25 protein-coding genes and 1 other RNA gene are annotated in these 22,768 nt (G+C 40.0%); 16 read left to right on the top strand and 10 right to left on the bottom strand.

All coding sequences use genetic code 11. The features are described 5' to 3' along the window. Window positions 1-64 precede the first annotated feature (64 nt). The 8 genes from rpsA (at window position 65) to ppk1 (ending at window position 8,141) form a co-directional block, all read left to right on the top strand. A complete protein-coding gene (rpsA, locus tag ACP2AF_RS19505; RefSeq protein ID WP_425237819.1) occupies window positions 65-1,900 on the top strand; it encodes a 30S ribosomal protein S1 in 1,836 nt (611 codons plus the stop codon). Between the two features lie 147 nt (window positions 1,901-2,047). Beyond that, window positions 2,048-2,587 carry a bifunctional pyr operon transcriptional regulator/uracil phosphoribosyltransferase PyrR gene (gene pyrR / locus ACP2AF_RS19500; RefSeq protein WP_425237818.1) on the top strand — a complete coding sequence of 180 codons (540 nt, stop codon included), beginning with the start codon at window positions 2,048-2,050 and terminating at the stop codon, window positions 2,585-2,587. Window positions 2,588-2,589: 2 nt separating this feature from the next. Continuing rightward, window positions 2,590-3,519, top strand: coding sequence for an aspartate carbamoyltransferase catalytic subunit (locus tag ACP2AF_RS19495; protein ID WP_425237817.1), 930 nt, complete (start codon window positions 2,590-2,592; stop codon window positions 3,517-3,519). A 3-nt stretch (window positions 3,520-3,522) separates the two neighbouring features. Beyond that, complete coding sequence (locus ACP2AF_RS19490) at window positions 3,523-3,855, top strand: ribonuclease Z (RefSeq protein ID WP_425237816.1); 333 nt, start codon at window positions 3,523-3,525, stop codon at window positions 3,853-3,855. Window positions 3,856-3,865: 10 nt separating this feature from the next. Continuing rightward, window positions 3,866-4,771, top strand: coding sequence for a ribonuclease Z (locus tag ACP2AF_RS19485; RefSeq protein WP_425237815.1), 906 nt, complete (start codon window positions 3,866-3,868; stop codon window positions 4,769-4,771). A gap of 102 nt (window positions 4,772-4,873) precedes the next feature. Next, window positions 4,874-5,521 carry a pyridoxamine 5'-phosphate oxidase gene (gene pdxH / locus ACP2AF_RS19480; protein ID WP_425237814.1) on the top strand — a complete coding sequence of 216 codons (648 nt, stop codon included), beginning with the start codon at window positions 4,874-4,876 and terminating at the stop codon, window positions 5,519-5,521. A gap of 68 nt (window positions 5,522-5,589) precedes the next feature. Further along, a complete protein-coding gene (locus ACP2AF_RS19475; RefSeq protein ID WP_425237813.1) occupies window positions 5,590-6,078 on the top strand; it encodes a SixA phosphatase family protein in 489 nt (162 codons plus the stop codon). After that, window positions 6,075-8,141, top strand: coding sequence for a polyphosphate kinase 1 (gene ppk1, locus ACP2AF_RS19470; RefSeq protein ID WP_425237812.1), 2,067 nt, complete (start codon window positions 6,075-6,077; stop codon window positions 8,139-8,141). The genes ACP2AF_RS19475 and ppk1 overlap by 4 nt, the downstream gene beginning before the upstream one ends. A gap of 24 nt (window positions 8,142-8,165) precedes the next feature. On the opposite strand, the gene ACP2AF_RS19465 is transcribed toward ppk1, so the two are convergent. Continuing rightward, a complete protein-coding gene (locus ACP2AF_RS19465) occupies window positions 8,166-8,747 on the bottom strand; it encodes a tRNA-(ms[2]io[6]A)-hydroxylase (protein WP_425237811.1) in 582 nt (193 codons plus the stop codon). A gap of 72 nt (window positions 8,748-8,819) precedes the next feature. On the opposite strand from ACP2AF_RS19465, the gene ACP2AF_RS19460 reads away from it, so the two are divergent. Further along, on the top strand, window positions 8,820-9,179 hold the full coding sequence (locus ACP2AF_RS19460) for a transmembrane 220 family protein (protein ID WP_425237810.1): 360 nt from the start codon (window positions 8,820-8,822) through the stop codon (window positions 9,177-9,179). Here the strand turns inward: ACP2AF_RS19460 and ACP2AF_RS19455 are convergent. After that, window positions 9,168-10,982 carry a DNA polymerase III subunit gamma/tau gene (locus ACP2AF_RS19455; RefSeq protein ID WP_425237809.1) on the bottom strand — a complete coding sequence of 605 codons (1,815 nt, stop codon included), beginning with the start codon at window positions 10,980-10,982 and terminating at the stop codon, window positions 9,168-9,170. The genes ACP2AF_RS19460 and ACP2AF_RS19455 overlap by 12 nt on opposite strands. A gap of 118 nt (window positions 10,983-11,100) precedes the next feature. Here ACP2AF_RS19455 and rnpB point away from each other — a divergent pair. Continuing rightward, window positions 11,101-11,415: RNase P RNA component class A (gene rnpB, locus ACP2AF_RS19450), an RNA gene on the top strand. A gap of 17 nt (window positions 11,416-11,432) precedes the next feature. On the opposite strand, the gene ACP2AF_RS19445 is transcribed toward rnpB, so the two are convergent. From ACP2AF_RS19445 to ACP2AF_RS19435, 3 genes are read right to left on the bottom strand one after another with little or no spacing between them, the layout of a single operon-like run. Further along, window positions 11,433-11,993, bottom strand: coding sequence for an RsmD family RNA methyltransferase (locus tag ACP2AF_RS19445; protein WP_425237808.1), 561 nt, complete (start codon window positions 11,991-11,993; stop codon window positions 11,433-11,435). Beyond that, complete coding sequence (locus tag ACP2AF_RS19440) at window positions 11,993-12,811, bottom strand: DUF3822 family protein (RefSeq protein ID WP_425237807.1); 819 nt, start codon at window positions 12,809-12,811, stop codon at window positions 11,993-11,995. Before ACP2AF_RS19440 ends, ACP2AF_RS19445 begins: the two co-directional genes overlap by 1 nt. Then, window positions 12,801-13,451 (bottom strand): hypothetical protein, encoded by a 651-nt coding sequence (locus ACP2AF_RS19435; protein WP_425237806.1) that lies wholly within the window; start codon window positions 13,449-13,451, stop codon window positions 12,801-12,803. The genes ACP2AF_RS19440 and ACP2AF_RS19435 overlap by 11 nt, the downstream gene beginning before the upstream one ends. 257 nt (window positions 13,452-13,708) lie before the next feature. Between ACP2AF_RS19435 and ACP2AF_RS19430 the strand changes: the two genes are divergently transcribed. From ACP2AF_RS19430 to ACP2AF_RS19405, 6 genes are all read left to right on the top strand, one after another. After that, window positions 13,709-15,148: an ATP-dependent DNA helicase gene (locus tag ACP2AF_RS19430; RefSeq protein ID WP_425237805.1), complete on the top strand. Its 1,440-nt coding sequence runs from the start codon at window positions 13,709-13,711 to the stop codon at window positions 15,146-15,148. 53 nt (window positions 15,149-15,201) lie between these two features. Further along, a complete protein-coding gene (locus tag ACP2AF_RS19425; protein ID WP_425237804.1) occupies window positions 15,202-15,771 on the top strand; it encodes a DUF4126 domain-containing protein in 570 nt (189 codons plus the stop codon). 41 nt (window positions 15,772-15,812) lie between these two features. Next, window positions 15,813-16,526: a 3-deoxy-manno-octulosonate cytidylyltransferase gene (gene kdsB, locus ACP2AF_RS19420; protein ID WP_425238048.1), complete on the top strand. Its 714-nt coding sequence runs from the start codon at window positions 15,813-15,815 to the stop codon at window positions 16,524-16,526. Next, entirely contained in the window at window positions 16,517-17,215 is a 699-nt protein-coding gene (locus ACP2AF_RS19415) for an HAD family hydrolase (RefSeq protein ID WP_425237803.1), read from the top strand. The genes kdsB and ACP2AF_RS19415 overlap by 10 nt, the downstream gene beginning before the upstream one ends. A gap of 6 nt (window positions 17,216-17,221) precedes the next feature. Beyond that, entirely contained in the window at window positions 17,222-18,349 is a 1,128-nt protein-coding gene (locus ACP2AF_RS19410) for an iron-containing alcohol dehydrogenase family protein (RefSeq protein WP_425237802.1), read from the top strand. A gap of 128 nt (window positions 18,350-18,477) precedes the next feature. Then, window positions 18,478-19,017, top strand: coding sequence for a 1-acyl-sn-glycerol-3-phosphate acyltransferase (locus tag ACP2AF_RS19405; protein WP_425237801.1), 540 nt, complete (start codon window positions 18,478-18,480; stop codon window positions 19,015-19,017). Here the strand turns inward: ACP2AF_RS19405 and ACP2AF_RS19400 are convergent. From ACP2AF_RS19400 to gcvT, 5 genes are all read right to left on the bottom strand, one after another. Beyond that, window positions 19,014-19,517, bottom strand: coding sequence for a hypothetical protein (locus tag ACP2AF_RS19400; protein WP_425237800.1), 504 nt, complete (start codon window positions 19,515-19,517; stop codon window positions 19,014-19,016). The two genes, ACP2AF_RS19405 and ACP2AF_RS19400, sit on opposite strands and share 4 nt — an antisense overlap. Window positions 19,518-19,594: 77 nt before the next feature. Next, entirely contained in the window at window positions 19,595-20,305 is a 711-nt protein-coding gene (locus ACP2AF_RS19395; RefSeq protein ID WP_425237799.1) for a YebC/PmpR family DNA-binding transcriptional regulator, read from the bottom strand. A 78-nt stretch (window positions 20,306-20,383) separates the two neighbouring features. After that, window positions 20,384-20,665, bottom strand: coding sequence for a 4a-hydroxytetrahydrobiopterin dehydratase (locus ACP2AF_RS19390; RefSeq protein ID WP_425237797.1), 282 nt, complete (start codon window positions 20,663-20,665; stop codon window positions 20,384-20,386). Between the two features lie 96 nt (window positions 20,666-20,761). Beyond that, on the bottom strand, window positions 20,762-21,610 hold the full coding sequence (locus ACP2AF_RS19385; RefSeq protein ID WP_425237796.1) for a sugar nucleotide-binding protein: 849 nt from the start codon (window positions 21,608-21,610) through the stop codon (window positions 20,762-20,764). A gap of 9 nt (window positions 21,611-21,619) precedes the next feature. Beyond that, on the bottom strand, window positions 21,620-22,705 hold the full coding sequence (gcvT, locus tag ACP2AF_RS19380; protein WP_425237795.1) for a glycine cleavage system aminomethyltransferase GcvT: 1,086 nt from the start codon (window positions 22,703-22,705) through the stop codon (window positions 21,620-21,622). Window positions 22,706-22,768 lie beyond the last annotated feature (63 nt).

Raw genomic sequence — 22,768 nt, 5'->3', positions numbered from 1 at the left:
AACAACTTTCGGGGATATTGTTTAGCTCTTGTAACACTTCGGAATACAAATTTTAAATCAGCATATGGCTGAAGAAAAACAAACGGCCCAGGTAGAAGAAACTACTGAAGCAGCACAGGAAACACAAACAGAAACTCAGGTTCAAGATCCCAAGGAATTCTTGGAAAATTTTGACTGGGAAAAATACGAACAAGGGATAGAGCGCGTAGAGGACTCCAAACTTCAAGAGTTTGAGGATTTGGTAGCCGAAAACTTTGTGGATACGGCAGATGAGGAAGTGGTTGAGGGAAAAGTAGTCCACTTAACGGAGCGCGAGGCCATTATAGATATCAACGCAAAATCCGAAGGAGTAATCTCCTTAAACGAGTTTCGTTATAATCCGGATTTAAAGATTGGGGATAAAGTAGAGGTTCTGATCGATATCCGCGAGGACAAAAGTGGTCAACTAGTACTTTCCCACAGAAAGGCCAGAACCATTAAGGCTTGGGAGCGCGTAAATAATGCACATGACAAGGAGGAAATTGTAAGTGGATTTGTAAAATGTAGGACCAAAGGCGGTATGATCGTAGATGTCTTTGGCATCGAGGCCTTCCTGCCCGGTTCACAAATTGATGTTAAACCGATTCGTGACTATGACCAGTACGTGGGGAAAACCATGGAATTCAAAGTGGTTAAGATAAACCATGAATTCAAGAACGTGGTAGTTTCCCATAAGGCACTTATTGAGGCCGATATTGAAGAACAAAAGAAGGAAATTATCAGCCAGTTGGAGAAAGGACAGGTATTGGAAGGTGTTGTCAAGAACATTACGTCATACGGTGTCTTTATTGACCTAGGTGGCGTGGACGGATTGATTCATATTACCGATCTTTCCTGGAGCAGGATAAATCACCCTAACGAAGTGGTGGAGCTAGATCAAAAGCTCAACGTTGTTATCTTGGATTTTGATGAAAACAAGTCAAGGATTCAACTGGGGCTAAAACAATTGGAGAAACATCCTTGGGACGCTTTGAGTGATGAAATCAAGATCGGAGACAAAGTAAAAGGGAAAGTGGTTGTTATTGCGGACTACGGAGCCTTTATTGAAGTTGTGGAAGGTGTTGAAGGACTTATCCATGTTTCTGAAATGTCCTGGTCCACACATTTACGTTCCGCTCAGGATTTTGTAAATGTTGGTGACGAGGTAGAAGCAGTAGTATTAACCTTGGATAGGGAAGATCGTAAGATGTCTTTGGGCATAAAACAACTTACCCCAGATCCGTGGACCGATATTACCACCAAATACCCTGTTGGTTCCAGACATAAGGGAATTATCAGGAACTTTACCAATTTTGGTGTGTTTGTAGAATTGGAAGAGGGAATAGACGGATTGATTTATATTTCGGATCTTTCCTGGACCAAGAAAATCAAACATCCGTCAGAATTTGTAACTGTTGGAGATACTATTGAAGTAGAAGTACTGGAATTGGATGTAGAGGGTCGTAAGCTTAGCCTCGGCCACAAACAGACTACGGAAAACCCTTGGGACAAATACGAAAAGGAATTTGCCGAAGGAACAGTACATAAGGCCTCCATTACTGAAATAGTGGATAAAGGAGGTACCATAGACTTCAATGAGGATATCACTGCCTTTATTCCGCAACGGCACATGGAGAAGGAAGATGGGAAGAAGTTGGGCAAAGGTGAAGAAGCCGAATTTAAGATTATTGAGTTTAACAAGGACTTTAAGCGCGTAGTGGCAAGCCATACCGCTATTTTCAAGGAAGAGGAACGACGAAACGTAAAAGCTGCGGCCAAGAGGGCGGCGGTAAGTGCGGAGGAGTCCAAGCCTACCCTAGGAGACGCCAATGAGCAATTACAAGCTTTAAAGGACAAAATGGAAGCCAATAAAAAGAAATAGGTTTTAGAACTAGCTTTCCTTTAAGGAAATGAAAGCCCTGAACCAATTGTGCATACGGTTCAGGGCTTTCTCTTTTGTCTTAAATCAAACTTCTTATTTAAGGAATAATCCCTATTTTTGTCCTTTCAAGAGTAGACGGTCTAATACATGAGCCAAAAAGTACTACTTTCCTCAAAAGAAATCAATATCATTCTTCATCGTTTGGCTTGCCAACTTCTTGAAAATCACTTGGATTTCAAGGATACCGTTCTAATTGGCTTGCAACCTAGGGGTATTTTTGTGGCCCAAAGACTAAAAAAAATACTCCAATCGGAATATGGTGTAAAAGAGATAAATCTTGGTTTGTTGGACATCACCTTTTATCGAGATGACTTTAGAAGGGGGGACAAGCCCTTAGAAGCCAACACCACCAAAATAGATTTTCTGGTCGAGGATAAGAAAGTGGTCTTCATTGATGATGTCCTATATACCGGGAGAAGTATAAGGGCAGCGCTTACAGCTATTCAATCCTTTGGTCGGCCTCAGGAGATTGAACTGCTTGCGCTTATTGATCGTCGCTTTAGTCGGCATTTGCCCATACAACCCAATTATAGGGGTAGGCAAGTAGATGCCATAAACGATGAAAAGGTAAAGGTAATGTGGGAGGAAAATGACGGAGAGGACGTAATATATTTGATAAATAAATAAGAATGAGCGAATTAAGTGTTAAGCACTTATTAGGAATAAAATATCTGGGAGAGAAAGATATTCACCTCATTTTTGAGACTGCCGATCATTTTAAGGAGGTCATCAACCGATCGATCAAAAAAGTACCCTCCCTTAGGGATATAACCATAGCCAATATTTTCTTTGAAAACAGCACACGTACCAAGTTGTCCTTCGAACTTGCGGAAAAACGCCTTTCGGCTGACGTCATTAATTTTTCCGCTGGACAATCATCGGTGAAAAAAGGCGAAACCTTGATCGATACGGTAAACAATATCCTCTCCATGAAGGTGGATATGGTAGTGATGCGCCATCCCAATCCGGGAGCGGGGATTTTTTTAGCCAAATATGTCGATGCTTCCATTATCAATGCGGGGGATGGAGCCCACGAACATCCTACCCAAGCTCTTTTAGACTCATACTCCATTCGTGAAAAATTGGGTGATGTGGCGGGTAAAAAAGTGGTTATTGTGGGAGATATTCTACACTCCAGGGTAGCCTTGTCCAATATATTCGCTTTAAAGCTCCAAGGGGCCGAAGTAAAAGTTTGTGGACCACGCACCCTATTGCCCAAATATATAGAATCTTTAGGTGTAGGAGTGGAGACCGATTTGCAGAAAGCCCTAAATTGGTGCGATGTGGCCAATATGCTGCGCATCCAGAATGAACGATTGGATATTAGCTACTTTCCTACCACTAGGGAATACACACAACAATATGGGGTGAACAGAAAGTTGTTGGATGATCTGGACAAAGAAATTGTAATTATGCATCCGGGTCCGATTAACAGGGGGGTAGAGATAACCAGTGATGTGGCTGATTCAAAGCAATCCATCATATTGAACCAAGTGGAAAACGGAGTGGCCATACGTATGGCCGTTATTTATTTACTGGCCTCCAAAATAAAACAGTAAACCATGATTTTTGATAGGGAAGGGAATACAATCGTGGTACATCAGGAAAATATCGCGCTGAAACAATTTTTGGAAAACTTGAACAGCTACCATCAAGAAATCAAAAATGATAATGTTATCATCAATCTTTTTTCATTTTCCGAATTAAGTTCTGGGGACATTTTGGAGTTTTTGAATCTTTCCAATAGGCATAGAGCCTCCAAAAAATCTTTTGTTTTGGTAACTGACAAAGTTTCGTTTGATCAAGTACCAGATGAGATTTGTGTAGTACCAACCCTTAGGGAAGCACATGATATTATTGAAATGGAAGAAATTGAAAGAGATTTGGATTTCTAATTAGTTGGCAATGAAACTTTCAATTCTAGGTTGTTACGCTGCCACTCCAAGAACACTTACCAACCCCACCTCACAAGTATTGGAAATCAGAAACCATATGTTCTTAATAGATTGTGGGGAAGGGACCCAAGTACAATTGAGGAAGAATAGGATAAAATTCTCAAGGATCAACCACATATTTATTTCCCACTTACATGGAGATCATTTTTTTGGACTTCCTGGATTGATTTCGACTTTTCGGCTTTTAGGGCGGGACAAGGAAATGCATATTTACGGCCCAAAGGGGATAAAAGAGGCAATCACCCTTTTGTTGAAGCTAGGGGATTCATGGACCAATTATCCCTTAATTTTCCATGAGCTTACCTCCAAAGAGCCCACAATACTTTTTGAGGACGATAAGGTTACTGTAGAAACCATTCCCTTGAATCATCGGGTGTATACCAATGGTTTTCTATTTAGGGAGAAACCATTGGAACGAAAATTGAATATAGAAGCCGTAAGGGCCTTTAAAATTGATAAGGCTCATTTCCGTAACATTAAAGGAGGTGAGGATGTACCATTGGATGATGGTCGAACAATTCCCAATGGGAAACTTACGTTAGATCCACCAAAATCCATGAGCTATGCGTATTGTAGTGACACCCAGTTTAAACCAGATTTAAAGGAACAGATAATGGGTGTGGATATCCTATATCACGAAGCTACTTTTTTGGAAACTGAAAAACATTTGTCCGTTAAAACAAAGCATGCTACGGCCAAGGAAGCTGCAACTATGGCGAAGATGGCCAAAGTTGGTAAACTTATTCTGGGGCATTATTCTACCCGATATAAATCCATAGATCTTTTCAAGGAAGAAGCCGAAGAGATTTTTGAAAATGTGGAACTTGCAAGAGACGGGAGAATCTTTCAATTTTGATTTCTATTTTCACCAAGCTTTGGTTTGAAATGTCCGATTCATCTTTCCAGAGTCCCGTCTTTTTAAGAACTTTGCCTATCTTGTTTTTTTGATGATAGCAAAATGCAAAAAGATTTAGGGAATTATAGGAAATCATATGAAAAGAGCGCCTTAATGGAGGATAATATCTCAGACAATCCCATGGAACTCTTTCAAAAATGGTTTTATGAGGTTGAGGCCTCGGAGGGAACGGAGGAGCCTAATGCAATGACCGTTTCTACCTTGGGCTTGGATGGATTTCCAAAAAACAGGGTAGTTCTCCTTAAAAAGTATACCTATGAAGGATTTATTTTTTATACGAACTATGAAAGTGAAAAGGGGAAGTCGATAGCCGAGAACTCCAACGTATGTCTTTCATTTTTTTGGCCGACCATGGAGCGACAGATCATTATAAAGGGAAATGCCGAGAAAATTGCCGAAAACCTTTCCGATGGGTATTTTGAATCCAGGCCTGAGGGCAGTAAATTAGGGGCCATAGTATCTAACCAAAGCAGCGTTATTCCTTCCCGGGAATTTTTGGAAGTAAAGTTAAAGGCGCTTGAAAAAGAATATTCTGGGAAAGATATTGAACGGCCCGATTATTGGGGAGGTTATATTGTAAAGCCTTTATCCATTGAATTTTGGCAGGGTAGACCCAACCGTTTGCATGATCGTATCCGTTATACCCTTCAAGAAGATTTTAACTGGAAGATAGAACGGTTGGCACCCTAAGATTTTGGTCCATTGAGCTCTTCTGATTTCGGTATTGACATCTTTAACTCATATTAAGTTTACGTTAAATGAAGACACTTATATTGGTAAGGCATGGTAAATCTTCTTGGGAGTATTCCGTAGATGACAAAGATCGGCCACTTAACGAAAGAGGAATAAATGATGGTCATTTGGTGAGTTCCGCATTCCATTCCCGGGATATGGGGATTGATGCCATTTTTTCAAGCCCTGCCAGTAGGGCACTTCATACCTGCCTAATTTTTTTAAGACAGTTGGACTTTCCCTTTGCCAAATTTGAGCTCTCAGAAATGTTGTACGATTTTTCGGGCGATGATGTGCTAGAGTTTGTTCAAGGCCTGGACGACAACTTAAAAACAGTAATGATTTTTGGACATAACCATGCCTTTACACATATTGCCAATTCCTTGGGAAATAGCTATATTGACAATGTTCCTACCAGCGGACTGGTTCATTTGGAGTTTCAGACCGACCAATGGGCTTCCGTGGAAAAAGGGATTACAGTACAGACCATTTTTCCAAAAGATCTTAAAGAATGAACAAAACGGGAAATCAATATGTTAACAGGGAAATTAGTTGGTTATGGTTTAATGAAAGGGTATTACAGGAAAGTGCCGATAAGAACGTACCGCTCATAGAAAGACTTCGATTCCTGGGCATATTTTCCAACAATCTTGATGAGTTTTTTAAAGTGCGTTATGCTACGGTCAAACGCATAGTGGAAGCTGGAAAGACAGGTAAAAGTGTTCTCGGAGGAGAGAAAGCGAAAGATTTGCTGGAGGAAATCACCAAAATTGTAATCAAACAGCAGGCAGACAGTATTACCATTTTAAGGAACATTGAGAAGGAGCTTGAGACACAAAATATATTTCTTTTACGGGAAACGGAGCTCAATGAAAATCAAAAGGAGTTTGTAAAGAATTACTTTATTCAAAACGTGAGCCCCCAGCTCATGACCATTATTCTCAATGACCTTACCGAGTTTCCCATGTTGAAGGATACTGCTGCATATCTAGCCATAAAAATGGTGATACGGGGAGATGAAGAGGAAAAGGAAAAAAGATATGCCCTTATAGAAATCCCAAAAGGGATAGATCGTTTTGTGGTACTTCCCAAGGAAGGAGAAAAAAACTTCATTATTATCTTGGATGATTTGATTAGGTACTGTTTAGACAGCATTTTTACCATGTTCGAATATGAGTCCATCTCCGCACATATGATAAAAATTACCAGGGATGCCGAATTGGATATTGACAATGATCTGAGCAAAAGCTTTATCGAAAAGATATCTTCCAGTGTGGAATCTCGCAAAATAAGCGACCCCGTTAGGTTTGTATATGACAAAAGCATAGGGAGAGATACGCTTCTATTCCTAAAAGAAAAGATGAATATAGAAGATACGGATAGTGTTATCCCAGGAGGCAGATATCACAATCGAAGAGACTATATGGGCTTTCCTAGTTTAGGAAGGAAGGATTTGCTCTATGATAAGATTACTCCTTTGCCAGTCAAGGGCTTAAGTATGGAGGGCAGTCTTTTTGAGCACATCGCGCAAAAGGACTATTTGCAATATACCCCATACCATACGTTTTCCTATGTAATCAAGTTCCTTAGGGAGGCGGCTTTAGACCCGAAGGTCCGTAGTATAAAAATAACCGTCTATCGTCTGGCTAATAACTCTCAGGTAGCCGCATCACTTATTAATGCCGTCAAAAATGGGAAACAGGTCACCGTTCAGATTGAACTACAGGCGAGATTTGACGAACAGGCGAACATAGAATACGCAGAGCAATTACAGGCAGAAGGTGTTAAATTGATCTTTGGGGTTCCCGGCCTTAAGGTACATAGCAAAATATGTGTTATTGAACGGGAGGAGAACGAAGAAATTAAACGTTATGGATTTATAAGTACAGGCAACTTTAATGAATCCACGGCCAGAATTTATACGGACTACACCCTTTTTACGGCACATGAGCCCATTTTAAAGGAATTGAACAAGGTTTTTGCCTTTTTTGAAACCACTTATAAGATAAACAAATATAAACACTTGGTGGTATCCCCACACTATACCAAAAGTACGTTTCAAAAATTGATTGATAATGAAATCGCCAATGCCATTGTAGGTAAGGAAGCCTATATAAAAATAAAAATGAACAGCTTTACTTCTTATAAAATGGCGGATAAATTGTACGAGGCGAGTAGGGCTGGCGTAAAAATTCAATTGATAATACGTGGTATATGTTGTCTGGTGCCCGGGGTTAAAGGGATGAGCGATAATATTGAGGCCATAAGCATAGTCGATAAATTTCTGGAACATCCCAGGATTTTTATTTTTGCCAATGAAGATAACCCCAAAGTATATATCTCATCGGCAGATTGGATGACCCGAAACCTGGATTATCGGGTGGAAGTGGGTTGCCCTATTTATGATAAGGATGTAAAACAGGAATTAATAGATACTTTTGAAATCTCTTGGAAGGACAATTTAAAGGCCAGGGTCTTTTCCGAAGAACAGGATAATGCCTACAGAAAGAGCGATGGCCCAGAGGTAAGATCGCAGTTCGCCACCTATGATTATTATTTGGACAAACTCAATTCCTGATACCTTCTTTGTGCCTTTTTCGATTTATCCGTGAACAGTCTCTTTTTTTCCAAGATTTTTCATAATATCCGCCTCGTAGATTAGTAATTCCTTCCATTTTTGATCAACTTCATCGCGTTTCCCGTACATTCTAGCAAACTTGAGGAACATGGTATAGTGCGAGGCTTCACTTACCATCAGTTTATGATAGAATTCCGCTAGTTCCTTATCCTTAAGTTCTTCGGACAATAAACGAAACCGTTCACAGCTTCTCGCCTCTATCAATGCAGCGTACAACAGTCTATGGACCAACTGTGTTGCTCGGCTGCCGCCTTTTGGAAAGAATTTCATCAATTCGATTACATATTCGTCCTTTCGATATTTACCCAAGATTTCTCCCCTTGCGATAATTCTATCGTGGACCATTTTAAAATGACCCATTTCTTCTCGGGAAAGCGCAATCATTTCTTCTACCAATTCTGGATATTCGGGAAAAGTAACGATTAGGGAAATAGCCGTACTGGCCGCTTTTTGTTCACAGTAGGCATGATCCGTAAGAATTTCTCCGATGTTTTTTTCAACGATATTTACCCACCTTGGGTCCGTTGGCAGTTTTAATCCCAGCATTGTAATTGGATTTTTTCAAATTTAATGGGAATTGCAATAGAATTCAAAAGCTTGCTTATTATATTTGTTTTTATGAGATTACTTTTCTCCATATTGGGTTGGGTTTTTGGAGCCTTGTTCCTTGTATCGGCAGTAGTACAATATAATGATCCCGATCCTTGGGTCTGGATTTTAATTTATAGTATTGCGGCATTGGTTTCTTTTGGCTTCGCTATAGGGAGAATGCATTACTTGGTGCCTTTATCTTTTGGAGTTATTGCCCTATTGGGTTTTGTCTATATTTTTCCCGAAAAGTTTGAAGGTTTTGAAATAGGTACTGGAGATATAAAAAATATTGAAGAGGGTAGGGAGGCCTTTGGTCTCCTCATTATTTCTGTCATAATGTTCGTGTATGCCCTTCGCACCCGTTTTTTACGAGCTTCAAAAGTCTAGATCGAATTCCTTGCGAAGTAGATCAATAGCAGGGTTTTTCTCCCGAAGTTTTTGATATTTTTCCTCTGGTGTAAAGGCAAATTTCTTGGCCGTTTGCTCATTAACGGTAATCCTTAGATTAACGGAATAATTATTCAATTGCTGCCTTAGGTGTAGCATTAGATCATACTGTTCTCTTTCCACCTCTTTTTTCATAGTATCATTGGGCAATTCTATCCAGATGGTGCTTTCATCAAAGAGTTTGGGTGTATCCGTGGTGAGACTGGATGCCAGTATCTTTCTGCCTTCCCCATCTATCTTTTGAACAAAATCTGCCCAATGTTTTTGCATATCCTCTTCGGTAAAGACATCTTTTGGAAGTTGGCTTTCCTCAATGGATTCCTCTTTCTTGCTTAGATGATGCTCTTTTTTTGCTTTAAGGCTGGAAAGGGAAAGTCCGGATATCCTTTTTCCGGCTGTCTTAAGGTTTATCCTCTCTAATGTTGGCGGTTTGTTTGTGACAGGTGGAGTAGGAGTAATCGTATTGGGAGCAACTGGAATTTCAATTTTAGCATTAACTGGAACCTGCTCTTCTACTTCTGCAGTAAAAGCTGATGGCTCAACGTCTATTGGAGAGTCTTTTGAATGGACTTCCTTTAATGTGTTGGCAGTTTCGAGAACTGGGGCCGGTAAATGATTAAAAAAAGATGCAGGGGCAATAGGCGCGTTGGCGAATTGGTTTACATCAGTGGAATCAGGATTTTTTTTTTCAAAATCGATAGATGCCATTTTCATCAAGGCCAGTTCTACAAGTAATCTTTGGTTTTTGCTGGCTTTGTAATTTAAATCGCAATCATTGGCAATATCCAAGGCTTTCAACAAAAAGGAGTTGGAAGTTTTCCTGGACTGTTCTTGATAATGATTTTTTGCCACTTCACCCACTTCCAATAAATCAATGGTATCTTGATGTTTACACACCATTAAATCCCTAAAATGGGATGCCAGACCAACAATGAAATGATGTCCATCAAAACCAAGGGCCAGTGTACTGTTCAATAACAATAGCAATTGGGGGATTTTATGTTGTAATATTAACTCTGTGGCCTCGAAATAGGTATCATAATCCAGTACATTTAAATTTTCCGTAACTGCCTTTCGGGTAAGTTGTTTTCCTGAAAAACTGACCACCCTATCAAATATGGAAAGCGCATCACGCATCGCGCCATCGGCTTTTTGTGCAATAATATGCAAGGCATCGTCCTCGGCTTGTACGCCCTGTCTTTCGGCTATATTTTTTAGATAGGCCGCAGCATCCTTGACCGTTATTCGTTTAAAATCGAATATCTGACAACGGGATAAAATGGTGGGGATTATCTTATGCTTTTCAGTGGTGGCCAAAATAAAAATCGCATGTTTTGGTGGCTCCTCCAAGGTTTTTAAAAAGGCGTTAAATGCCGACTGGGAAAGCATATGCACCTCGTCTATGATATACACCTTGTATTTTCCGACCTGTGGTGGGATTCGTACTTGATCGATAAGGTTTCTGATATCATCTACCGAGTTGTTGGATGCTGCATCCAACTCAAAAATATTAAAGGCAAAATCCTCTTCCTCACGTTCCGTACCATCTTGATTGATTTGCTTGGCCAAAATACGGGCACATGTAGTTTTGCCAACTCCCCTTGGTCCACAAAAAAGCAAGGCTTGTGCCAAATGATTGCTTTCAATGGCATTCAATAAGGTCTTGGTAATGGCTTCCTGTCCAACGACATCTGCAAATGTCTGAGGCCTATATTTTCTAGCTGATACGATAAATGGTTCCAATATGTGTCTTTTGAATTACAGCTAACTTGTTCTACAAATATAAAGATAGCTGTTTTTGATATGCTGTGATAATGGGCCATATCGTTAATTTTTATCAACAATTGGACTACCTTTGCGAGAAGCAGGTCGCCTTATCGCCCTTGATAGCTATTGGGGGAGGAAAGTCCGGACACCAAAATGCGGCATAGCGGGTAACGCCCGTCTTCCCATGCATATGGGAAAGGACCAGTGCAACAGAAAGTATGTACAGATAATGCTGTAGTGAAATCAGGTAAACTCTATGCGGTGAAACGCCACATATACCGGCGTTATGAGGGTTGCATGCCCAAGCCGAAGGGTAGGCGGATGGAGCTTTTGGGTGACCAAGGGCCTAGATAAATGATAAGGATCCGTATTAATGGAAACAGAATCCGGCTTATGGCCTGCTTTTTTATAATGTCCATTTTAGCTTTACTCGCGATCTTGTCCACCTGTGGATGGATCAAAAAAGCTAAAGATACTCCCTCCATATTTTCTTGAATCCGAAAAATGAATAGATTGGGACAAGTTCATATGCTTGGAATGTTCAATTACCAGTATGCCATTTTCTGTAAGTAGGTCATTATTAAAAACAAGCTGGGGTATTTTTTCAAAATCATTTAAAGGCATGTTATAAGGGGGATCGGCAAAGATAATATCTACTTTTATGTCGGACTTCTTCAAATAGACCAAAACATCGGCCTTAATGGGGGTGATATTAAATTTTAATTCACGGGCCATTCGTGAAATGAATTTTATGCAATTGCTATTGGTATCTATGGCGTAAATAGGTTTGGAGCCTCGTGAAGCGAACTCATAACTAATATTTCCAGTACCCGAAAACAGGTCGAGAACAGATACGTCCTTAAAATAATATCGATTGTTCAAAATGTTGAACAAAGCTTCTTTGGCCATATCGGTCGTAGGCCTAACAGGTAATTTTTTAGGGGCCAAGATCCGTTTCCCCTTGTGTTCCCCGGAGATAATGCGCATTATAGGGAATTTAATATGGCAAAATCGATATTTTCAGATGCAGTATCTATAAAAGGATGCGACGCACCCGTAGGCATAAAAATGGAGATATGTTTAATATATTCATAACAAAGCACATAGATTTCATCATCCTCTTCTATACTGCCAAAGAGTCGTAAGGTGACAGATTCCGCATCCAAGTTCAATTGTTCCAGTACAAAAAGGAGATAATAAAGAAAATCCTCTTTCGTATCGAATGAAAAACTATTGTACAATAACAATCTTTTTTGGGAGATAACCGCGATGTCCATATTTTTTTCGGACACATGAACGTAGCAAACCGGACTTTTCCCGTTGGTATGATTTTTTAATAAAGATTCAATCAAAACGGTACCGATATGTTTAAAAATGAAATCACCAAAAAGCTCATAAATATAGTTGTTGATATTTACAAATGGCACATAAACATTAACCATATCGTAACTTGCTATCTCGTCGAAATCTATATGATCACTTGCCAATATTTTAGCATTAAACTTTATATAATTAGGGAGCTCTTCCGGATTGAACAGTGGTTTTGGGACCAAACCGAATAATTTGTTCTGATGAATGACAATTACTTCGGAGAACTCTTTTTGAGAAATGGAATGTTTTTTAAAGAGATCTTTTACTTCCCTTAACAGTTTATAGGGGGTAAGGGTTATGTCAAAAGTTTTCTTTTCCGATAGCAGCACGGTATTTTTAATAGTATCCAGAATACAAAAAGAAAGTCCATTCAAACTAACTTGAATGGACAGTTTCAAAAAATCTTGAGAAATTCCCTTGGAATTATTGTTCACCTTTTTTATCGTAAATAGGAGGCCAATTACCACTTGTGCTCACTTCCTCCAAAGAACCTACTTTAATAACATTTCCATTCACCTCGTCCACTCCTATTTCAGCATTTTCCTTTGCCAATAAGTCCTGGGGTTGGTCATAAAGTATTACGTTTTTCTCCACTTTTGCTTCAAAAACAGGAGCCTTGTAACCACTTTTTTCAATGATATCCGCCTTCATTTCAAACTTTTCACCACCTGGTGCTCCAGGAACGTTCATCATGCTTTTAAAACGATCGTCTGTTTTGAACAATGAATCCTTTACCGAAATAAAACCAAGCGTGTCGATAATTTTCACTTCTTTCAACAGGTCAATTTGGTATACCTTGTCAAACTCCATATACGAGGAATCCCTTTGCTGGGTTATCACATATTTTCCGGTGTCCACAAAAGTGATAAGGCTATTGAAATCCTTGGCGTATTTACCGTTTACCGTTTTGTATGCTTCCTGGGAATTTCGAATATCCTTCAGGTTGGAAACTACTTTGGCAAAGCGTTCTACCTTAACTTTGTTGAACTCTATGGGACCGGTAACCGATCTATAAATAAGATATCCAAGTCCTACACAAGCTATCCAAAGTACAATTTGTATTATGGTCTTCATTTCGTATGTGTTAATTAAATTTAGTGGTTAACACAAATCTACAATTTTTTTGCAAACTGCCTAATTTTTTGCATTCGGATTTTGCACTGGATTTTATGGGTCTAACGGTGGAAAATCTCCTTGTTTTATAGGCTTGGAAGGCAAGGCTATAAATCTCAGAGAGAAGGAATGTTACTTGGCCATCTGACCTGGAATAAGACTTCTTTTATAATATTACAGAGGTTTTGCAAGGAAATCCTCTCTATCTTTGAAAATCTATGAAACGTCTTTCAAGTACGTCTTTTTATGCTATTCTAGAAGAGAAATTCCCCCACGAACCTACCATAGGGCAATCTGTCGTTCTTCAAAAAATGGCCGATTATCTTTTGTCCGAAGGAAAGGATAGTGTGTTCCTATTAAAAGGTTTTGCAGGTACGGGAAAAACTACAATTATAGGTACTTTGGTCAATTGCCTTTGGAAGACGACTATGAAGTCTGTGCTCATGGCCCCGACGGGAAGGGCGGCAAAAGTAATGTCCAATTACTCCAATACACAGGCATTTACGATACACAGAAAGATATATTTTCCAAAAAAACAGAGTGGAGGTGGAATTCAATTTGTGTTGGCGCCAAATAAACATAGAAATACAGTTTTTATTGTGGATGAGGCCTCAATGATTCCCGATTCCCCCGCGGATTCCAAACTTTTTGAAAACGGTTCCTTGTTGGACGATTTATTAATGTTCGTCTATTCGGGCCATAACTGTAAATTGATCTTAATAGGCGATACGGCTCAGTTGCCCCCGGTACATCTGAATATAAGTCCAGCTTTGGATGAGAACAAGTTATCCCTCAATTATAATAAAGAAATAGTTAAGGTTGAATTGGATGAAGTAGTTCGTCAAGCAGAAAATTCTGGTATTTTAGTCAACGCAACCCTGTTGCGTGAACAACTTCAAGGCGGTTTTTTTGATTCGTTTCAGTTTGATGTCAACCTTTTTAAAGACATCCAAAGGTTGGTGGATGGCCATGAAATACAAGAAGCCATAGATTCATCTTACTCTAGGAACGGGAGAGAAGAGACGGCCTTTATTGTTCGTTCAAACAAAAGAGCGAATCTTTACAATGAAAATATTCGGAGCCGGATTTTATTTCTTGAAAATGAATTGGCCGTCGGTGATTATATGATGGTGGTAAAGAACAACTACTTTTGGTTAAAGCCTAATTCCGAAGCTGGATTTATAGCAAATGGCGATATCATTGAAGTGCTTGAAATTCTTACCCTAAAGGAGATTTACGGTTTCAAATTTGCCGAGGTTAAAGTAAGAATGGTAGATTATCCCGATCAAAAGCCATTTGAAACAGTGCTCCTCCTAGATACTATACAGGCCATTACACCTTCTTTGTCCTATGAGGATGGCAACAAATTATACCAGGAGGTGAGTAAGGATTATATACATGAAAAGTCCAAGTACAAAAGATTTTTAGGGGTTAAGAACAATAGGTATTTTAACGCGCTGCAGGTAAAGTTCTCCTATGCCATTACATGCCATAAGTCACAAGGAGGGCAATGGGATACCGTTTTTGTAGAACAACCTTATTTACCCAATGGGGTGGATAAGGATTATCTTCGCTGGCTATATACAGCAATAACACGTGCCAAAAGACAACTGTATCTCATTGGCTTTAAGGACAATTTTTTTGTTGGGAATGAATAAGTTAAATTCGTGCAGTTAAAGGGGGTGGTTAAACAAAGCTCCCATAAAATAGAATGACCTCGGATACCATTGTTAGCATTTTTTTGGGTATAGGCCTTGCCGCTTCTGTTGGCTTTAGGGTTTTTTTACCCTTGTTCGCCCTAAGTTTGGCTGCCTACTTTAATATTTGGGAGCTTAACGAGAATTGGCAATGGGTGGGAAGTCTTGCTACCCTGATTACATTGGGCGTGGCTACCGTAGTTGAGATTTTTGCCTATTTCATTCCATGGGTGGACAATGTTTTGGATAGTATGGCCATACCCTTGGCGGCTATAGCAGGCACGGCTGTTATGGTATCTACCGTTGCCGATTTAGATCCTGTTATAACTTGGTCATTGGCCATTATAGCAGGCGGAGGTACCGCTACGGCAATTAAAGGTGCCGGTGCCACGAGCCGGCTGGCTTCTACGGCATCTACAGGAGGTCTGGCAAACCCTATAGTATCTACGGTAGAAACGGGAACTGCTCTTGTTGTCTCCGTGGCCTCTATTTTTGCGCCCATAATGGCGGCTGTCCTGGTCATCGTAATCTTGATAATTGTATTCAGGATATATAGAAAATTAAGGCCACGACCCAAAACATAAAATAGACCAACCAAAACAAAAAGAAGGTGAAAGTTATTGCTATGATACCGGCGCGTTATGCGGCATCAAGATTTCCCGCAAAATTGATGCAAGACCTTATGGGCAAACCCGTAATCTTGAGGACCTATGAAGCTGCTGTGAAAACAAAGCTCTTCGATGCCGTCTACGTAGTTACTGATAGCACACTTATTTTTGATACCATTTCAAATGCCGGAGGTAAGGCAAAAATGAGTTTTAAGGAACACGATTGTGGAAGTGACCGTATTGCCGAGGCAGTTGAGGATATGGATGTGGATATTATTGTAAATGTTCAGGGTGATGAACCTTTTATCGATAGGGAAAGTTTAGCAGCGGTACTAAATGTATTTCAAGGTGATGTGAAAAAAGAAATCGATTTAGCTTCCTTAATGGTCAGGATTCGGGATAAGGACGAAATCCACAACCCCAATACCGTAAAAGTTATTGTTGACCATTATAATTTCGCCCTATATTTTTCACGATCCCCTATTCCGTATCATAGGGCGGAGGAAGTTGACCCTCCTTACTTTAAACATAAAGGAATTTATGCTTTTAGAAAAAGGGCCCTGATGGATTTTCAAAAATTGCCTATGCTTCCATTGGAGGCATCGGAAAAAATTGAGGCTATTCGCTATTTGGAATATGGGAAAAAAATAAAAATGGTAGAAACGACCATTAGTGGAATAGAAATTGATACCCCTGAGGACTTAAAACGGGCACAAGAGGAATGGAAATAGATTACAGCAGCATCAAGGTTATAGGCTTTGATGCGGATGACACACTTTGGGTAAATGAAACCTATTTTAGGGAGACCGAGGAAAAATTTGCAGATTTATTGGAGGGCTATGAGACCAAGAACAAAATAGACCAAGAGCTTTTCAAAATGGAAATGAAAAACCTTGAGCTGTATGGATATGGGATTAAAGGATTTATGCTTTCCATGATAGAATCTGCCATGGAATTATCAAATAATCAAGTTTCCCAAGCAACGATATCGGAAATATTGAATCTTGGTAAAAGGATGATTGCACATCCTGTTGAACTATTGGGCGGAGTAAAGGAAGTATTGAGACAATTGAATGGAAAGTATAGACTTATAGTTTTGACCAAAGGCGATCTTTTGGACCAAGAACGCAAATTGGAACGCTCAAGCTTGTCGAATTATTTTCACCACGTTGAGGTTTTGAGTGATAAAAAAGAAGAAAACTATCTAAATTTGTTGGATCATTTGAAAATAGGGGTTAATGAATTCTTGATGATTGGGAATTCCCTAAAATCCGATGTTTTACCGATTCTCAATATAGGCGCTCAGGCCGTACATGTTCCTTTTCACACTACATGGCAGCATGAGGAAGTATCAGTAGAAGAAGGAAAGTATACATATCTGAAAATTAATCAATTGACGGATATTTTGAAGTATTTGTAAATCGTTATGGAGATTAGAAAAGAGGTTGGCGTAAGGGATTCTATCACTTCTAAAGTAAGTCGGTATAGAAACTTTCCCATGGTGCCCAGGGTAATATTTGGGCGAGGAAGTTTTGATCAATTGGGCGAAATACTTATGCCCAAGCGTAGGCATTCCGAAGCTCCATTTATATTTTTGGTCGACGACGTTTTTGAAGGTACATCGTTTGCTAGTCGTATCCCTTTAATTTTTAATGACCAGGTAATTTTTGTTTCTGCCGAGGAGGAGCCGAAAACGGTTCAAGTTGATGCCCTGGTAGGGAGAATAAAAACGGAGTTTAACGAACTCCCGTCCGGAATTGTTGGGATTGGGGGCGGTACTCTCTTGGATTTGGCCAAGGCCGTATCAATTTGTTTGACCAATAAGGGAAGTTCATGTAATTACCAGGGATGGGATTTGGTAGGAAAACCATCGGTTTACCATGTTGGTATTCCCACAATAAGTGGTACTGGAGCAGAGGTTTCCAGGACAACCGTTCTTTTGGGGCCGGAAAAAAAGCTGGGAATAAATTCGGACCACACCACATTTGATCAAGTGGTCCTGGATCCTGATTTAACCAATGGTGTTTCAAAAGAACAGTGGTTTTATACAGGAATGGACTGTTTTATCCATTGTATAGAATCGCTCAATGGTACCTATTTAAACGCTTTCAGCCAAAGTTACGGTGAAAAGGCTTTGGAACTTTGTAAGGAAGTGTATCTTGGTGAGTTATCACCCGCAGATTCCAGGGATAAACTAATGATGGCCTCTTGGCACGGAGGCATGAGCATAGCGTACTCGCAAGTAGGGGTGGCACACGCCATGAGCTATGGACTGTCCTATTTGCTTGGCGTAAAACACGGCATAGGGAATTGTATGGTATTTCAGCATTTGGAAGAGTTTTACCCGAAAGGAGTGGCACTTTTTGATCAGATGGTGCAAAAACAAAAAGTACAACTGCCAACGGGTATCTGTTCTGACCTTACCGATAGCGACTACGAAACCATGATAAGCGTTTCCCTTAGCATGGAACCTTTATGGGAGAATGCCCTTGGCAAGGGCTGGCGCGATATTGCCACCCGGAAAAAATTGAAATCTATTTATAGTAGGATATAATTTTGGTGATAATAGTTGGCATTAGGGCTAACAATCCTTTGTTCATTTCCTGACTAGATTTTCAACTCGAATCACTTCTACACTTTCATTTATTAAATGGCCGTACTTATGCAACAGCAAGTTAACACATGCATACGCTAGCAAAATTCATTTACTTCAAGATCTTGGGATGGAAATTGATAGGTTCATTTCCCAAAGTGGACAAATGTATCGTCATTGTGGTGCCCCATACCAGTTGGGTCGATTTTTTTCTCGGACTTTTGGTTCGTAGGGTATTGGATGAGGAAATTAATTTTATCGCCAAGAAAAGTTTATTTACGCCTCTTTTGGGTTGGTATTTGAGGTTGATGGGTGGTGCGCCCATTGATCGTAACCAAAGTAGCGATACGGTAAACGCTGTTTCCAAGATTTTTAGGGAACGCAAAAAGTTTAGATTGGCTCTTTCTCCGGAAGGTACCCGAAAGAAGGTTACACAATGGAAGACCGGTTTTTACTATATCGCCAAAGGTGCCCAGGTGCCTATTGTTATGGTAGCTTTTGACTATGGTCGCAAGCAAGTGAAAATTTCAGAGGCCCAATATCCATCCGAGAGTAAAGAAACGGATTTTGAAATTTATCAAAGGTTTTTTAACGGGGTACAGGGTAAGGTACGGGAATATAGTTTCTAATCCCTTTTGATCAGTTTTTTTGGTCTGGGCTCATCTTTTTTATTCGCATTGCCCGGGAATACTAGATTAGTACTGGAGTAGGTAGTGCCGAAGGTCACATTAGCTAAATAAACCTGGTCAATGGCGTCCAATACTTGGTGAGAGTAAAGCTCCCTGAGGGGATGTGTAAAAACGGACCAAATGATTTCATCACTTAGCGCATATTTCACGTCCAAGGCAGAATGAAAATTGGCCACTAAGGCATTCAATAACTGTTCCTCCTCTATTTCCGCACGTTGAACAATTGGTGAAATAATGCGCATACGGTTGGCATTTTCATCATAAATCATAAAAAGAAAAACATCCTTATAAACGAACCTAAAGGAATTGCCATTGATTTCAAAGGTGTCTGTGACCGATTCAATAAGTTCCCCCAACTTTGTAGGATTCATTTCCTGGGCTCTGCTTGCAGCGATGTTGAACATAAAAAATAAAAGGCCAAGGAGGAAAAGATTGCGCATAACACGTTTTATAAGTAAGTCGTTGCCCTGGAAGCTTATTTACAAAACGGTAAAAAATAAATCAAATTGTTGGAGGGCTATTCCTTCATCGTGTGGTATACGTTCTGAACATCATCATCCTCTTCAATTTTTTCCAAGAGTTTTTCCACATCTTGGGCCTGTTCTTCGGTAAGCTCCTTCGTTACCTGGGGAATACGTTCGAATCCGGAAGAAAGAATCTCAATGTTCCTATTCTCCAATTCCTTTTGGATAGATCCAAAACTTTCAAATGGAGCGTAAATTAAAATTCCATCATCGTCCACAAAAACCTCTTCCGCACCAAAATCGATCATATCCAATTCCAATTCCTCAGGATCTATATCATCTCCATTGATTCGGAAATTACAGGTATGATCAAACATAAACTCTACAGAACCAGAAGTTCCCAAACTGCCATCGCATTTGTTAAAATAACTCCTTATGTTGGCCACGGTACGTGTGTTGTTATCGGTAGCGGTTTCAATAAGGATAGCGATTCCATGTGGGGCATAGCCCTCAAAAAGGACTTCTTTATAATCTCCTTGGCTTTTGTCCGATGCCCGTTTAATGGCCCGCTCAATATTGTCCTTGGGCATATTCACGGACTTGGCATTTTGGATTACCGCCCGTAACCGGGCATTTGAATCGGGATCTGGCCCACCTTCCTTAACGGCTATTACGATATCTTTCCCAATACGGGTAAATGCCTTGGACATCGCGGCCCACCGCTTCATTTTGCGTGCTTTTCTAAACTCAAAAGCTCTTCCCATTGCCTATATTTTGTAAAATGTAATAGGCAAATTTAGCAAAATTAATACCTGCTGCAAGAACAATTGAGCATAGTCCTTTTACAGAATTATATTCTGTATACTATGGGCAAGTTGAAAATCTTTCTCTGTCACACCTCCGGCATCATGGGTGTTCAACCGTATTTTTAAGGAGTTGTATACATTGGTCCAATCCGGATGGTGGTTATGTGCCTCACACTCAAAAGCGACATGGGTCATTACGGAAAAGGCTTCCCTAAAATCCTTAAAAGTGAAATTGGCCTCTATGGCTCCATCCTTGTATTGCCATCTTTCAAATTTTTCCAAACGCTCCGCTATAGTCCGTTCTGATAATTTTTTCATAGTGTTATTTTTAGTATCCCTCTAAAAGTAAAGAATTGAATGAACGTTCCATTCGATGGTACAAGATTTAAACAAAAATTAACGCCAGAAAGAAGTTTATTTGAGAATGTGATGATCAATAATTTCCTGATAACCGAATCTTAGATTTTTCGGCAGGGTATTGTCTTTAGGAAGTACGGCTAAATAACGTTCTTCATTTGTGGTATATACACGCTTGTAGATAGGATTAAAATTACCGATACGATTTACAATTTCCTTTATGAATTCATCATGGTGTATTAAATCCATACTCCCCATATGATAAATACCCGTTTTGTTTTGGTTGATCAAGTAGTGTATCTGTTGGGTTAGCTTGTCGTCGTTGGTAACGTTCATTACCAAGTTTGGAAAAACCTCGATAGGGGTGTTCTTCCATATTGCCTTTTTAATTTCCTTTATCCGAGGAGAAGAATTTCCGAAAACCATGGGTATCCTTAAGATGGCCATCTTCTTTTTGGGAAGCCTAAGGAACATGTTCTCGATCTTTATTTTCAATCTCCCATAAATACTTTCGGACAAAGTCTTATCGTACTCGTAGGATGGATATTTGCTGTAAGCATCAAAAACATTTGCAGAAGAAAGGAAGTAGAGGGTACACTTATTTTGCAAAATGTATTCGGTAATGTGTTGATGCATTTGTATCTGGGCGGCGAAGTTACCGCGCACCGCAGAAATAATATATTGGGGGCGTACTTTTTCCAAAAGGTGGAAAATATCATCCTCCTGCATGTCGTACTTAAAGAATTGATGATTATCCTCGAAGGCCCTTCTGGCCGAGAAATAGGTGCCATAGGTATCAAAATAGTTACAAAGTTCTTTGTAAATGGCATTGCCCAAAAAACCGCTGGCTCCTAAAATGAGTACCTTTTTTCCTCCTTCCTCCAACTTTCCCCTTCTTTTACCCATAGAGGTTGTTTACCCTTTATAGAATGGTAACTTTACTACAGTAGCGGATACCCTGTTCTTTCTGATCTGAATATGTATCTTACTACCAGTTTCCGAAAAAATGGTAGGTACATATCCTAGTCCAATACCTTTACCTAAGGAAGGCGACATAGTGCCCGAGGTTACGGAACCGATTTTTTTCCCTTGCCCATCAACAATATCGTAACCTTGGCGTGGAATTCCCCGGTCGTCCAGTTCAAAACCGACAAGCCTACGCTCTGGGCCCTGTTTTTTTTCTTTGGCCAAGTTTTCTGCATTGACAAAGTCCTTGGTGAATTTCGTAATCCATCCCAAACCTGCCTCTATGGGTGAAGTGGATTCATCTATATCGTTACCATATAGGCAGTAACCCATTTCTAGGCGAAGTGTATCACGGGCAGCTAACCCAATGGGTTTAATTCCAAAGCCCTCTCCAGCTTCTAGCACTTTGTCCCAAATCTGTTGGACTTCATTATTCTTGCAGTAAACTTCAAATCCCCCGGAGCCTGTATATCCTGTTGCCGAGATGATGACGTAATCGATACCGGCAAAATCGGCGACGACAAAATTGTAGAACTTGATTTGCGATAAATCCACCGATGTTAAGCTTTGCATTGCAGCTACAGCCTTTGGACCTTGAATGGCCAAAAGGGAATAGTCATCAGAGATATTTCTAAGGTCGGCACCCAACGTTTCGTTATATTTTGAGATATGCGCCCAGTCCTTTTCTATATTGGATGCATTCACCACCAAAAGATAGGTTTCTTCCTTAATTCGATAGATGATAAGATCATCCACGATTCCACCCGTTTCATTGGGCAAGCAACTGTATTGTGCCTTCCCAATAGCCAATTTTGATGCATCGTTGGAACTCACTTTTTGGATGAGTTCCAGTGCTTTTGGACCCTCAATTAAAAATTCGCCCATATGGGACACGTCAAAAACGCCCACACCTTTTCTTACGGTCTCATGCTCTAAATTCACCCCATCATAGGAAACAGGCATGCTATAGCCTGCAAAAGGCACTATTTTGGCACCAAGTGCCTTATGCGTTTCGGTAAGTGCGGTATCTTTCATCTCGCTTCAATTTTGAAGCGCAAAGCTATAGAATAATTTAGCGATAGGAAAGCTTGTTTATGC

The sequence above is a fragment of the Ulvibacterium sp. genome (assembly GCF_965248315.1).
GTDB lineage: Bacteria > Bacteroidota > Bacteroidia > Flavobacteriales > Flavobacteriaceae > Ulvibacterium.
This window is presented reverse-complemented; position numbering and strand designations above follow the sequence as displayed.